The sequence below is a fragment of the Flavobacterium lipolyticum genome, assembly GCF_020905335.1.
Taxonomy (GTDB): Bacteria; Bacteroidota; Bacteroidia; order Flavobacteriales; family Flavobacteriaceae; genus Flavobacterium; species Flavobacterium lipolyticum.
The window spans coordinates 250055-265273 of record NZ_JAJJMN010000001.1; the positions used below are offsets into that span (position 1 = coordinate 250055).

Genomic DNA, 15219 nt, shown 5'->3' on the forward strand with positions numbered 1-15219 from the left:
AATTTGTAATCATTTTCCATCTTTTTTATCCTGGTGAATAATCCCTAAAACAAAAAAAGCGTCCTAAAAAGAGAACGCTTTGCTATACTTATGTTGAGTTTGTAACTTCAATTTACACTTCGATTTCATAAAAATACAGATCACATCCTGAGCCCTTAACAGGGGCAAATCCTGCTAAACGATCACTATATAGTCCTACTGACAGATTAATATTTATATTTTTCATTTCCATTTCAGGTACAAATATAGCATTTTTAGAATTTAATTTAACTTTATTTTAAGATTTGTAGAGCATGTCTTTAATTTTCAAGCTTAAGAAAGTATCATTTTCACCGCCAAAATATGCTTGCAGATTCCTCTCTTTCCCTGATAAGCCGTAAACCAATCACAGGTACATCTTTGTGAAGTATTGTCAATGATCACTTTATGTACCACGCCGGAACCTTTTACTTTGGCTTCAATATAATCGGCTCTGCGTTCTGAGATTTCCACCTCTGCCTTATCAATTAGCTTTTTCGCATTTTTCAATCTCGGATTTAAAGATAAAATACGTTCTGTTTTAAAGGGAAGACGACGGTAAAAATGAGCTTTTTCGCTTAAATCATAACCTAATAATCCCATGGAAGATAAATTGGACGTTAGATTATCCATCGTACTAAAATCAATATCATTTTCAATCGAAAGCATGGTCGGGTCAAACATCTCATTCGATTTTAATAAACTGTTTAATCCGTACACCCATTCCATTGGTAAATTTTCCGTCATGGTTTCCAGAACATTTCCTTCACCCGAAAAACCACGATACGAATCCGGAGAAAAAGCCATCAATAACTGCATTTTACCAAATTCGCAAACAATAGCACAAGTCTGCTTATCATCTGATTCGTAAACAAAAATCTTATCTACAATCGCCAAAATCCCTTCTAACAAACGCAGTCTTTGAACACCCCCTATTCTCACACTGTCGGTTGTAGCCAAAGTCGAAAACATAAATTTTCCGGCTCTTTTGGTGATAAAAAAATCCCCTTTTACGCTTCCTTTCGGCAGGCTTTGGAAAAGCTGAATGGTTTGTATTTTATTGAGTTCGAACTTCAAATCCATATCAGCCAAATAAAGCTGAACACTGGTTAATCCTTTAATCCAGCGCATGGGCAAAGTCACTTTTTTCTCGACCACTTTTGCCTTACTGGTTATCACCTGAACATCTTGCTGACCAACGGCAAGGGTTACTTTTTCATTTTTTTGAATCGCATTTAGCGCATTCAGCATTGGATCGTTAAAATCAACATTAGTCGTTCCATTGGCAATAAATTCGCCGTCGATGGCTTCGGGTTTCATGTCCAATCTTACATAAACTCCGTTGCAGGACGAAAATCCTTCAAAACGAAGTCTTTCTGAACCGGCAGAAACAATTGGGTCACGAAGGCTGGGCGGAACTGGTCCAAAACTCGAACGCACTACTTTGGCAATCGTGCTCCAGCATTTTGCTGTAACATAAGGATCTGTTAAGCTACCCCAGAAAAAGCACGGAATATTATTGACTTCCTCAATTTCGGTTTGATGGGCCAAAACCAAATTATTGATTCCCTTTGTTTTACTGTAGGTTGAAATTCCTTTATAATTATATTCTAAATCTGTCATTTTCTTTATTTTAAAATTTGCTTAATCAAGGATTTAAGCGAAGCATTATCTTTCCACTGTTCAAAAAACGCAATGACACTTTCTGACGGTTTCTGATTGGTTTTGATTAAAACATCAACATAGTTTTCGACCATTTTCTTGAAATTTGTCGGTAGCTTTTCGCTCACTTCCAAATGAGTAAAAAAGGCATTAAAGAACTGCAGCAATGCACTGTTACATAAAGGTGAAATATCTTTTAAGGCAATTATTCCGTCGGTTAATCTCGAAAAAGCACCATATTTCCCTGTTGCTGCAAAAGCCGCCTTCTCAGCAAACTTCTCTATATCGATTATTTGTTTCTCAATCAGATTCATTAAAGTTTCGGAGGCCAGTAAGCGTAAATCTTTCTTTTCCTGGAAGAAACAAAGCGCGAATAACAATAAAACATTATCCGAGAACCTCATTTCCGGTCGGTTTAAAACGTCCAGAAAACCTTTTAATTCCGGTTTTGAACCGTCCGGAACTACACAGTTGTTCAATAAAGTCATCACTAAAGCATCCGGATTTTGTGGCGTCAAACTGTGCCAGTAAAATGTATTTCCGCCATAGTTTATATTGTAATCCCAACTGTTCGATCTTTTGTAAATATCAAGACTGTACAATAGATAATTGGGCGTTTTGATGTATTGTGGCAGTTCGAAACAAAGTTCGTACCACGAAGGCGATCTTTCTTTTTCGTGTGTTTTATAATTGTTCCACTCGTTCCATTTTTCCTTAAAGGAGAATTCGGTTTGAAATGGCGAAACCACAAATGGAACTTGTTTTAAATAGGTGTTTTCAAACTCGCTAAAAGTATGGTCCGGATAAAATGTTCTGGCTGCAACGGCCCATAAAGATAATATTCCGCTTTCTTTAGTGGTTTTACCTAATGTTGCCAAAAGTTTTGAAACTAATGAACCGGAATCAATCGTCAGTTTATCTTCTGCTCCCAAGCAGTAGGACAACAAGGCTTTTAATTCGCCCTCGATTTCATTCAATAAAGGAAGTGCTTCATGGGTATTTTCTCGTGGCATTCGCGCAATGGCAATTGCTAAATCAAGAGAATCAATTTCTTCGTTTGCTTTTTGATAGGCAATTACACGCTCCAGCAAAACTTTAGGAGCGACCCAATACGGTTTATGACTAGGGAAAGAAAGCAATGGCAGTTTTGAATTGGATTCAATTTTCTGCTGCACTTTTTCTAATAACGGTCGGATTAAAACCAGTGTATTAATTTTTAAATAATGACTGTCTTTAGAACTTAACTTATTCTTGATGTTTTCAATTTTCTGAGACAAAAACGATTTCATATAGTTCTTATGAACACTTTCAAAATAGAATTTGTTCAATTGTTTTTGATAAGGCTGTAACTGCGCGCTGTAATCGGCGGGAAACAAATCTCTCTGTTGAATATAGGTATTCATCAGGATTTCGGTGTCCAGAACATCTTCAGAAGCAATGAAGTTTCCGAACTGAAATAAAATTTCGTTCCAGTCCTTTGGCAGTTGCACTTCTTCGGTCAATACCGGTTCTTTTTGAGGTTGGAATTGATATTCTTCAAATCCGGCATCGTCCGGCATCAAAGCGTCCTCATCTAAAAACGGACTTAAACCTGATTTGATATTTCCCTGCATCAAAGTAACATAAGTACTCAGTTTTTCTTTCAGTACTTTATCTTTGGAGGAACCGATTTTCAGAATAATTTTAGACACTTTTTCCTGTAAAGTCAAATCAGAAATCACATAAACATCAGCCAGAATAGAGGCAATCTGATTGTTCAATTTCGGATTGGCTTTACTTATTTTTTCTAAAACCGGAAGCGCATTTTTTATGGCTGCTTTGCAGTCGCCACGCATCATTAAAGGTTCCAGCCATTCCAGAAATGATTTGGCTTTAAATTTTGGATGTCCATAAATTTTCTTCACCAATTCAATTCCATAACTCGTAATGGGCGGATACGCGTTGTGCAAAAACGAAAATATATTTTCCTGAAAAACAATCAGTTCTTCTTCTGTCGCATTAAATTCTTCGATTCTTTTTCTGAAAAAAGATTTTAGATTGTTGTTCCATTCTTTGGTTTGAATCTGGAGGGCATTTTCGATAAAAAAACTGCGGTCCATTTTATTCTCGTCGAGTAACGTTTTGTAGACAATGCTCCAGGTCTGGAATTCGTCATAACTTTGGGTATCATTATCCCGAAAAAAGCTGTTGTGAAGTATGGTTTCGTAATTAAACAATTCCGGAATATCTCTCTGATATCCTATTGTATCCTTTACAATAGTATTGATGAATTTTCTGGTTTTAATTTTGGCACGCCACTCGTTTGTAGCAGCAAGGCTTAAAGCGTACAACTCCGGATTGAATTGCAGCAGACCTTCCTCTTCAAACTTTCGCAGAATATGATAATTGACACTTACCCAGTCCTGTCTTTTTACTTTATCCAAAATAAAAGTTTCCAGCCAATTGGGTTTTGCCCATAACAATGTGTCCAGAACATAGGATTTCTGATCGGCTTCATCCAGCAATTGCAGTACTTCATCCCACGAATTAATATCGGCTTTATCAAACAATGCGATAGCACTTAGCGTGATCATTTCTTTTTGCTTCTGATCACCTCTTGTTCCCCACGAAGACCCCCAATTGTTACCGGTTTTATTCTTCTTCAAAAATTCCGGTTCTTTGGATAAATCGACGTATTGGGTCCAGTATCTTTTATTTTTTTTGATGTGTTTCTTTAAAGCTTCTACATTTCCTTTTGCATTTTCTTTTAAAAAAGGAAGCATCAAATGAATATCTTTTGCTTTTATGATGGCGTCGTATTCCTCTAAAACAGCAGCAGAATTTGCCGCCTTACCCGTTTTTGGTTTTGAAGTGATACTCACTTCTCCATTTTCAGAATATCCTTTCTTCAGTTTCTCGCTGACTAATTTTTCAGCATTTCGCAAACATTCTTCATCTGTTGAAAAGCTCTTGGTCTGTGAAGTTCCCGAAGTTCCGTTTTTACCGTAAGTTACCGTAAATTCGAATCCTGTCACGTTTATTTCCCAGAATTTATCTGAATTCCCATCAATGTATTTGAGACTTTTTTTCATTAGTAATCGTATAAAACAAGTGTTATTTCTAAATATATAATCTAATAGGTAAAGTAATTCAATGTCTTTGTAATGAAAATCGTCGTTTTTTTACTGAAGAAGCTCTCTTTTGTAAGCCTAAATCCTGAACTGGTATGCTTCTATTCCCTTTTATCGACTTTTGTTTTCAACCTGTAAAATAAGAATTTTATAGCAAGATCTTCTTAAAAGAACGTCTTTTAAATGTTAAAAAATCCTACGAAAAAAAGCAGCATTAGATTTCAAAAAAATACCCTGCAAATCAGTATTTGCAGGGTTTGGATTATTATTGGAATGTCGTTTTCAGAAAATCAAAAAAACTTAATTTGCTTTTATCACACTAATTTTTTCCAGAGTAACTTTAGCGTCTCCGCCTCCGGTCTTTTTAATTATAACTTGAAAATTCGCATTCGTATTCACTAAGTCATCTGAAATATAATAGGCATATTTAAGTTTTACTCCATCTTCACCAATTTCATGATTCTTTCCAATTCCGTGATCATGAGCAACTCCAAAGAAAGTCATCATTCCCACATACTGGTCTTTTTTTCCGGGATAACGCAAATAAACCGTATAATAATCACTTGGTTCTTTGTAAACAGACACATCCAGATTCAGAATTAATCTGGAATTGGCAGTTCTAAAAACTTTATTGGTATTTCTTGCAAAGGTGCTGCTCACTTTATGGGTAAAAGCCGAAGTGCCTAATACTTTACCTACTTTCTGTTCCCAAACTACTTCTTCTTTAGCATCCTGAAAGGAGATTCTGGTTTTTACCTTATTTTCATTAGCCGCTAATACCGGAGTTTTAGATCCGTAAAGCAAATCATCGTATTTGTAATCTAAATTAAAAACGATGTTGTAGACTTCCTCCATGGTATAAGTGATACGGCCTCCGTCTGGAGTGATAAACTCATACGGCCACGGATTCGCTTTTAATTCTTCTAAACTTGGACGCTGACCAAGTTCCGAAACATCCCACGATTCCCAAATACGATCGACCATACTATGGTGCAGCCAAAAAATAGGATCGAATCCGGCCGACTCAACATTGGCCATTAAACCCGAAGTTACTATCTGATATATTTCGTTGTAATGCTGTTCAGGCGGATGAGCATATCTCCCACCAATAAGATTGTGCATATAACCATGAGGCTGACCTTCAAGACTACTACTAAATCCGGCCTCACCTGCAAAAGAAGGGTTTTTTCTTAATTCTTCTATTGAATTTCGAATACTGGCCAACTGTTCGGGAAGGATTGGTTTTCCATTGTTCAAAATAGTATAGCGTGCTGCGGTATACAAAGAACCTGACGGCTCCCTAAAAGGTTCGGCCATAATATTCTGAGATTCTTCTTTACTGCCGTAGTTCCAGTACGGAAGTGCAAAATCTGCTTTTCCGGACAATTCTCTAACAATTTTTTCTAAATACCAGATGTACATTCTGTGCCATAAAAGAAAATTTAAAGCTGCATTATTAGTGTCAGTGTGTGTACAATCTGCCCAGGCCCATAATTTATCATCAATAGTCTGATATTGCGGACAGAGCTTATTGGGACCTGTTATCTTTTCGGGGATATTATGAATTGCGCCTTGGTAATACCAGGAAATACCTTTCTCACAGCCCGCTTCGCGCATTTTCTTAAAAGCCACTTTCATCGCCTCAAGATTGGCTTTCCCCTGAGGCGTATTGGCATTCCAGCGAATATACTTCGCATCCGCTTTACTCTGACCATAGGACAATCCCGAGATCAGAATAACTAAAAATAAGTTAGTAATTTTTTTCATTTTTTTTGTTTTTGGGTTATTAATAAATTGGTAGTTAACATTAAAGCACTTCGACTTCAAAAGTTAAAATCTGAGCATACTTAGGATTTGCTTTGTCATAGATTTTAAATTTCACCGTTCCGTTGCCTATTTTGCTGGCAGGAATTACATGAATGGCAATAAAGCCCTGCTGATCCGGATTAAGTTTATTAAAAGAGGATCCTTTCGGAATTCCAATCTGGCAGGCACCGTGCTGACACATCGAGCAATCCCACTCCTTTGGGAATGTATTCGATACAGTCTCCCAAACCAGATAGATTGGTTTATTTGAAATATTTTCGACCTTGATTTTCGAAATGTCAAGCCGTTTGTTTTTCAGTACACTTTCTTTATTGACCGCAGTTCCTACTACCGAAAATGTAGGTTTGTTTTGCGCAAATGAAATAGAAACCGAAAAAAAGAGTATCCAATAAAAGTACAGTTGTTTCATAGCCGTGGGGTTAAATTTTAATTAAAAACAGCAATAGCCGTTTCGTAAACTTTCTTTTTTGAAATAGGATCAGTAAAATGGTAGATCAATCGTTCTGTATCTCCCACATTTTCCAGGGAAACGAGTATTTCCATACTTTCTCCCGCATGTAGTGCTACTGTGCATCCGTTAGCCGATTCTGTTAGAGCAGTCTCACTCCCAAACCTCAGCTTCAGTTTTGCATTAGGCGGAAATACAATTTCATGAAGATATAATCCTGAATTGACCAGACGAAGCAGCACTGCCTCGTTTTTACGATCTAACGATTGTAAACCATTGGTTTCGGAAGCAACTTTACCATTAATCAAAAAATAATTGGGTTGGTAGGGAGGCAGAACAATAGGTTTATTTCGAGAATCGTATTCGGTACCCATGATGGCATCGGTGTGCCATTTTGTATCCAGTTCGTTGCTGCACCAAAGAATTTCACGCAAAGACTCAGGCGCCAAAGGATCCTTTTCTTTTGGTTCAATAATAATGAGCCCAAACATTCCCGCCTGAAGGTTGAACGGATAATTTTCGGGACTGTAATACAAATAGGTACCCGGTTTTTCGGCCCGAAAAGAATAAAACCCATGCTCCATGTGATGAATGGCCTCTTTTTTCTTCATCACCTTATTGTTTTTATCCCATTGAACAAAATCAATTTCTTTGCAAAATAAAGAGACCGGATTTCCCTGCGAAATGCTCCAAAAATCAACCCGAACAGTATCGCCAACCTTTGCCCTTATCTCAGATCCCGGCAAAGTAACCTGCCCCGAAAGAGAGTTCGTAAAACCAAAAGTCCGGACAGAGACGTTATTTTTAAGCAGTAGTTTTCCTGTTGTTCTCCCGATCACTAAATGTTCGTTTTGAGAAAACAAAAACAGATTGCTTAGTAAAAAGCAAAAGAGCACTATGGATTTGGGGCATCCTTTCATTTCTTAACTTAAATCTTTCACTGCCAACACATTCGGCAATGCAATTCAAATTTAAAATTAATGCCGGTTTTGAGACCCCGTAGAAATACCTGATTTTGTAGTAAAAATCTGCCTTGCGTTTTGTTTTTTAAGAATACAATTCTTCTTTGATGCGAATCGGGTTTTGAAGGATCAGGGGAGGTAGAATTGTGGTGTGAGGTAGAAAACGGTGTCGATAAAGAATAGATTCCCTTGAAACGTCAAAACATTTTCATCATGTAAATCTTCGAGAATAATACCCAATTCGGGATTAAAATAATCATTATTTCTAGTGCTAACAAAACCATTTGAAGTCAAAAAAACTTTTACATTTTCTAATTCTGTATCACTATCAGAATCTACGAATCTTTGCTCTACAACTGCATACAATATAGTATCCTGTTCCGAAAATCCAATTAATTGATATGCTGTGTCAGAAAAAAAATAATTATGCAGCAGTAAATTATTCAAATAATCTTCCCATGTTTCATAATAAATACTGTCATTCAATTTGATCACTTTATGCTTATTTTGAAGATACACTTTTTGCTCAGCGCCCGAAGATATGAAAGCATTGATGTTAATTCCGGTAATCCAGAAAGAATTCCTTTCGCAGAATTCTTTTATTAACGCTGTTTCTTCACTTTTGATTTGCTTGCCAGACTTAAGCGCTCTGCCTGTGCTCGTGCCTTTTCTAAGGTAACGGGAGACTGTTTGGATAGTATCTCCATGCCTAACTTGGCCCTTTCCTGAAATGATATTTTGTAGTTCATTTTTCATGAAGTTTATCATGCAAATATAAATATTTTAAACTTACTATTTACCTGGCGAAATAAAGCCTTGTAAAAGTAAGAAAAAGAATATATTTATAACGGATAAAAAAACACCCGATAGTACATTACCAAATTAGCCTTGTATTTTACGGATCGCTGTTTTTATCAAAAAAAATAAATATCTTTGAATTATGAGCACAGAAACCAGACCCAGAAATATTGGCCGAAATATCAGCCGTATCAGAGAACTTCGCGGTATGAAACAAGGAGCACTTGCAGATGCCATTGGCACAAGCCAGCAAACTATTTCAAGTATTGAAACCAGCGAAACTGTTGATTTCGAAAAATTGGTACAAATTGCAAAAGCACTTGGCGTAACAGTAGAAGCGATTGAAAATTTTACAGAGGAATCTGTTTTTAATTTCTTTAATAATTTTTACGATAATAGTTCAAGTCAAGGAAATAGCTTTAATCAAGGTATGAATGCTACTTTTAACCCTCTTGATAAAGTGATCGAGCTGTACGAACGTCTCGTTCAGGCCGAAAAAGATAAAGTCGAATATTTAGAGAAGTTGATGAAATTGAAATAAGGGATTTTCTTTTTATATAAAATTGAGAAAAGCGCAAACTTTTGAGGGTTTGCGCTTTTTTAATTTTAAACTATTTTTGAAGAATTGAAATATTATAAAGTAAATTGGCGTTTACTAACTATATCGCTTAAATAAGTATTTCTAAATAATGGCGGAGTAAAAAAATGTGCTACAAGTAATTTAGAAATTTCCATTGGCGTAATTGCATTGACACCAATACCGCATATCGCATTAGCATATTGTGTCAAATTTTTTCTAATTTTTTCTAATGCTTGTTCGTCAATTACTTTTGTATTCTCGCTTGGATTAACATTGTAACCTTTTATTTTAGGACTTTGAAGTGTCACAAGTGTTTGTTTAGCAGTATCTCCATATTGTTTTTTAAACCATTCTCCTGATTGCAATAATTGACCAATATTGTCTCTTGTAATCTCTTCATGTATAGCCATTGATTTAGCTTCTAATATTAAGAAATGATTGTCAGTCATACCCCATAAAACATCTGGACCGTTACCAAATTCTAATTCTGGTTCCTGAGCATAAAATCCAATCATTCTTCCAACATTCGCTAAAGCATTTTCGAATTTAGTGTAATTGATATCTGGACTATATTTAAAGTTATTAAGTACTTCTTCTAAATAAATTTTGAAATCTTGAGATTTGCTAAATTCACTTAAAAACTTTTTGACGTTAGAAGATTGTTCCTCGTGTACAGCAATTTTTGTATAATTATTTCCGAGTTTAGTTTGAAACATGTGAGTAGCATTTGCAGATGCAGCTAATTGTAAATCATTTGAAGCTACCTTATTCTCTAAATATAACAATTGTGCCGAAAATTGAAAATACCATCCTTTTTGTTTACTTGAAATCGGTATACCATCAATTACTTTTTTTACAATTACATCTTTTGAACCTGAGTAATTTCTTGCTCGAAATAAATCAATTGCCTCTTTTTCATAGACTGCAATATTTATATTTTTTATTTTTTCTTCATTTAAAACATCAACATCAACTTTAGAAATTCCTTGTGAATGAAATGCTCTCCAGTCAATATTTTGAGACAAACAAAAATCAATTGTTTCTTTTATTGTCGTAATAGAATCTTCTTTACTTTCTTCATCTAACAACGTTAGCCCCATTTCAAGTTGCTTTCTTGTTACAGAGGTAAAATATTGCAAATTATTTCTATTTCCTAAAAATTGAAGTAAATCATTCCCCATTAATATTACTGTACAAAAATCACTTCCTGATCGAACACCTCTTCCTAAACCTTGCTCGATTATTTGTGCCTTTAGAGAAGCTTTTACACTATCGAGTCTCATTTCTGAATATAATTCTTTGGAAGATGTAAATGAAGGATAACCATCCATTATTAAAATTCTACACATGTCTCCATTTAAATCTACTCCATCATATCTATTAACCAACACATATAATCCTCCTTGTTTAGATTTAAGTTCAGTAATATTTTCATTTATGTCTCCATCATTTAACATTATTCCTCCATTTTTTATCCAAGGCTCAGCCTTGGAATATGATGGAACTAAAACGACAACATTAATGTTATTTTCAGAATATTCTTTTGCTAACTTATAAATATCATTATCAAATAAACTTGGATCAAATCTTTTCGGCGCTAAAATTAATCTTTGTCCAATATCTTTTCTATCTTTTGGTATTAAAGCGTTAATAATACTTTCTGAATTAATACCAAAATCCTTAATTAAATCGGTTTGATCTTCAAAAGTAGCTGAAAGAATATATCTATGTTTTGCTTCAAAAAATGATTTTACATTTTGGAATGGTACATGTATTGGAGCAATTTCAATTCCTTTTGGTCCTAAATAACAATCATAAGATAATAAATCATCTGCTATTAATCCCCATTTAAATTTGAACTCATCGTCTGATGAAAACTTATTTAAAAGTGTTGTAACCTCCTCTTCCCTTTCGAACCAAGCCCAATAAGGCACTTTTAAAATACTTGCAAATGGATCACCATCGATTAACCTTCTATATGTTCCAGGTGCTTGGTCCTTAAATTCAGCTTCAAAAATTTTAATTATTCTTTCACAAGCTTCATGCTTCCTTGGTAAATTAAGTGTAGTTGTATCTCTTGCCTTGTCTAAACAACTATGAGCATCATCAATAACGATAGACCCAATCTTAATTTGATCACGATTAAATATTGATTTAGAATTAAATAGTTTTTGGAAAGTGCAAAGTAATATACTTTTACAATTATGAAAATCAGTAGGAAAGTCATTATTTTCATCTATTTCACAAACTGGAATACCGTAAAGTTCAGCTTGCTTTTTTGCTTGATCAAGTAATTGCCTATCTGGACATAAATATAAAGCAGTGCCAACACCCTCGTTCATTTTTGAATGAAGCATTAGTAAACTAACAAGTGTTTTTCCTGAACCAGTATTCATCTTACAGAGAACATCCCTTTGATCTCTGATTAAATGCCATGAATTTAAAACCTCTTCCTGAATACCTCTCAAATAAGAATACCCTTCCTTATGAAAAAGACCTTGGAAAATATCTATTGGATGAATCGATAAATCCACATCATCAATTGTAATTAATTTTTTAGCAAAAATGTTCATACTATATAATTAGTTTTAGTTATTAAATTAAAAAGCTATTTATGTTTTATCTCCATTCTCAATCGCTTTTACTTTAAAAAAGATTGCTAACAAAGATGAATAAGATTTAACTATACGTTTTACGGTTTTCCATAATCAATTATTTTTTTTAAAACTTTGTTTGCCTTCAAATATATATAATCAAAAAGCCTTCAAACCAAGTACAAACACCTGATTTAATCAAGAGCTTTTTCTTAAGTTCCAAAATAAAAACACTGCTCCGTAATTATTTTGCGCGGCAGTGTTTTTGTAGAAAAATGTCTTTTTGTTTAGTTTTGTTCGATTCCTTTGTCGAGACTTATTTTTCTTTAGATAATCCAACCAACAAAAAAATAGTATAATTGCAACTATACTTATTTACAGAGAATCTATTATTTGGATACAATTTGAATCCCAACAGTAACTTTACCTGATCTGACTGCCTCATCACTACCAAAAGAACTTAAGGTAGCAGCTACTCTGAATTGACTTAAAAAAGTTACCCCAATCATCAATCTCCCTTGAAAGAAAGGCTGTTTTTTTGCTAATTGTAAATTATCATAAACCGACTTTGAAGCAGCTATCACACTAAAATCACTGACAAGAAACACATTGAACTTCTTTTCAGTAGAATTTAATCCAAAATAAAGGTTAGCACCCAATGAAGAATTAAAAGTATTAGTATCTATTGCATCATTAAGTCCTTTTATTCCAAAAGCAGTTCTATTATTAAAAAAGGTATAAAGTGTTATATCTTCATTCATAAAGGAATACACTGGTAGCTGATTTTGAATATAGAAATTTCCTCCTCCATTTAGTAATGTCTCCAATTGACTGCTTTGTGTTTGATTCTCTTTTTCTTCTGGATCTTTTGGCGTTTTTTGATTGGATTGTAAAAGAGTACCAAAACTAGTTCGTACAGCCCAGAAAGTATCCGCAATCACTTCTGACTGAATGACAGCTCCTAAGTCACTATAATTTAAGGCAGCAGAATTTAAAAAACTGGTTTTATTATCTTTAATGTTATACAGATTTTCAAAAAATGCACTACTATTTCTGCTTGGGAAGGAAGGAAACCAATAATATGTTCCGTTTTTATTTTTCAATTCGCGATCTAAATCTTCAATTTGTTTGTTTAAACTTTTAATTTCAGCTATTTTTTCATATCCTTTTCGAATATCATTTAAGGTTTTACTTTCCTTCTTCTTTGCTTTAATTTCTGCTTTGATTTCTTTAATTTTATTACAGTACAACTTATGATAAATAATAGTGTACTCTCTTTTTGTTGGAGGAATATCGGCTTCAATATCTTTTTGAAACTTGAATAATGCTTCAACTATTTTTTTATTTTGGTCAATGGTTACACTGTCCCTCTTCACTTCCTTCAGCAAATTGTTTTTTTCAACAGTATCTACATCAATTCCTAAACTGTTTAAACGTTCATTTTTTTGAAGCATTACACTTTCTAATTGCTTATTTCTTGCGACAATTTCAACAATTCCATTTGTAATAAAATCACTTAATTGTTTAGAAGCCTCATTATCTTTTATTGACTTAACTGCTGAAAAATTTCTTTCTGCTAAAGTGGGTATTTGCGCTTGCGCCGTGACCGTACATAAAATAATTATAATAAATAGAATTTTAGTTTTCATGATTTCTATGTTTTTAGTTAACATCTCAAAAGTATCCTGATAACAGTATATCAATCAATTACCCTTTTGGGTGATATTTAATTTTTTACAATTCTTATTTTATTTTTTGTAAGTTTATTCTATAAATACCATTTGTCTTTTTTGAGTTAATTTCTAATATCACCCAAAAGGGTAATTGCGGTCAATGAACTTATTGTACAACTTTGTAAAAGAAAATGTAACACCATGAAGATACAAGTAGCCATAGTAGAGGATGATAAGAATTACAATCAGGCCTTAAAAAATATCATCGATTTCCAGCAGGATATGGAATGTGTGGCTCAGTTTTTTAATGGTAAAAATGCTTTGCAAAAACTGGAAGCTCTGGAACCAGACGTGGTTTTAATGGATATTCAGTTGCAGGATTTATCAGGTATTGATCTTGTTTTTAAATTAACAGACGTAATGCCAGGCACCACCTTTGTTATGTGCACCAGTTTTGAAAATGACGAAAAAATATTTTCGGCATTGCGTGCAGGTGCAAGTGGTTATCTGGTAAAAGGAGATCCGCTGGACAAGATAATTCAGGCAATTCAGGAAGCTCACAAAGGCGGTGCCCCTATGAGTTTTGCCATTGCAAAGCGCGTTTTACAACATTTTCAGGAAACAAAAGTACAAGTACAAACCTTATCGTTACTAACTGTAACCGAAAAAGAAGTTCTTGACTTGCTGGCGCAGGGACTTCTGTACAAAGAAATTGCCGATAAAAAAAATGTCACCATCGACACCATTAAAAAACACATTGGCAATATCTACCGAAAACTACAGGTAAGTAACAAAATTGAAGCAATTAACAAGTTTAACACCAAAAACTAGAAATTATGGACACACTAAAATCACAAGAAAAAGTTACTAAAAAAGCATTTTTAAAAAAATTTGAAACATTAGCACCAGTAGTTCTTAAAACTATGCCGGATGAGGAGGTTTATTTAAGAAATAAAGCCTTAAGAAAACTAGAAATTCGCAATATGATTTATGATTTCTGTATCGATTCAAAAAATTTCATTTCTGAAATATCTAGTTCTTATGATAATGCCCCTGTAGAAGAAAAGAAGAAATTAGATTACTTTAAAATATACTTCATACAAGATGATAATGATCGATTTTCAATTTGTTTTTCTATATCTTCTGTAGAAACCGAAAAATTTGGAGATAAAGATTTCTTTTTCAAAATTAAGGCTAAAAAAATAGAAAAAATTGAGAAAGAAGACTTTATAAAATATAGTAACAATTATAAAAATAAATTACTTCAAACAATTAATACACAAACCAGGATTGGTGGTCTCCAAATCAAAAATACGGAAGCCGTTAGTTATAAACTTAAAGACCTCTATTTTTTTATTCTAAAACATTTTTTAAATAACTCTAAACCTGAATCTAGTTACTCAGAATTGTTTTTTGAAATGATTAAATTTGAAGAAACTAATGAAGAGCCTACAAATCAAAATAAATTGAGTATCGTTGTTCGTGCACAAAGTGTTTCAAAAGGCAAAGCTCAAGCATACGACTTTGGAAGAGTTTATCCTTAACTA

General features: G+C 34.0%; 11 protein-coding genes. 3 read left to right on the forward strand and 8 right to left on the reverse strand.

The window, feature by feature from the left end:
• Positions 1-312 precede the first annotated feature (312 nt).
• From LNQ34_RS01015 to LNQ34_RS01040, 6 genes are all read right to left on the reverse strand, one after another.
• On the reverse strand, positions 313-1641 hold the full coding sequence (locus tag LNQ34_RS01015) for an SWIM zinc finger family protein (protein ID WP_229998373.1): 1329 nt from the start codon (positions 1639-1641) through the stop codon (positions 313-315).
• Between the two features lie 5 nt (positions 1642-1646).
• Complete coding sequence (locus LNQ34_RS01020; protein ID WP_229998374.1) at positions 1647-4751, reverse strand: DUF6493 family protein; 3105 nt, start codon at positions 4749-4751, stop codon at positions 1647-1649.
• Positions 4752-5090: 339 nt separating this feature from the next.
• Entirely contained in the window at positions 5091-6557 is a 1467-nt protein-coding gene (locus tag LNQ34_RS01025) for a tyrosinase family protein (protein WP_202702061.1), read from the reverse strand.
• 40 nt (positions 6558-6597) lie between these two features.
• A complete protein-coding gene (locus tag LNQ34_RS01030) occupies positions 6598-7026 on the reverse strand; it encodes a hypothetical protein (protein ID WP_229998375.1) in 429 nt (142 codons plus the stop codon).
• Positions 7027-7043: 17 nt separating this feature from the next.
• Positions 7044-7985, reverse strand: a complete 942-nt coding sequence (locus tag LNQ34_RS01035; protein ID WP_229998376.1) for a multicopper oxidase domain-containing protein — start codon at positions 7983-7985, stop codon at positions 7044-7046.
• A gap of 171 nt (positions 7986-8156) precedes the next feature.
• A complete protein-coding gene (locus tag LNQ34_RS01040) occupies positions 8157-8783 on the reverse strand; it encodes a putative polyvalent protein kinase domain-containing protein (protein WP_229998377.1) in 627 nt (208 codons plus the stop codon).
• A 184-nt stretch (positions 8784-8967) separates the two neighbouring features.
• On the opposite strand from LNQ34_RS01040, the gene LNQ34_RS01045 reads away from it, so the two are divergent.
• Positions 8968-9366: a helix-turn-helix domain-containing protein gene (locus LNQ34_RS01045; protein ID WP_229998378.1), complete on the forward strand. Its 399-nt coding sequence runs from the start codon at positions 8968-8970 to the stop codon at positions 9364-9366.
• 92 nt (positions 9367-9458) lie between these two features.
• On the opposite strand, the gene LNQ34_RS01050 is transcribed toward LNQ34_RS01045, so the two are convergent.
• Positions 9459-11978: a DEAD/DEAH box helicase gene (locus LNQ34_RS01050; protein ID WP_229998379.1), complete on the reverse strand. Its 2520-nt coding sequence runs from the start codon at positions 11976-11978 to the stop codon at positions 9459-9461.
• Positions 11979-12388: 410 nt separating this feature from the next.
• Positions 12389-13648, reverse strand: a complete 1260-nt coding sequence (locus tag LNQ34_RS01055) for a hypothetical protein (RefSeq protein WP_229998380.1) — start codon at positions 13646-13648, stop codon at positions 12389-12391.
• A gap of 225 nt (positions 13649-13873) precedes the next feature.
• On the opposite strand from LNQ34_RS01055, the gene LNQ34_RS01060 reads away from it, so the two are divergent.
• Together LNQ34_RS01060 and LNQ34_RS01065 are read left to right on the forward strand one after the other, a co-directional pair.
• The gene (locus LNQ34_RS01060) at positions 13874-14503 is read left to right on the forward strand and encodes a response regulator transcription factor (protein ID WP_017496092.1); all 630 of its coding nucleotides are present in this window, start codon (positions 13874-13876) and stop codon (positions 14501-14503) included.
• A 5-nt stretch (positions 14504-14508) separates the two neighbouring features.
• On the forward strand, positions 14509-15216 hold the full coding sequence (locus LNQ34_RS01065) for a hypothetical protein (RefSeq protein WP_229998381.1): 708 nt from the start codon (positions 14509-14511) through the stop codon (positions 15214-15216).
• The last annotated feature ends 3 nt before the right edge of the window (positions 15217-15219 follow it).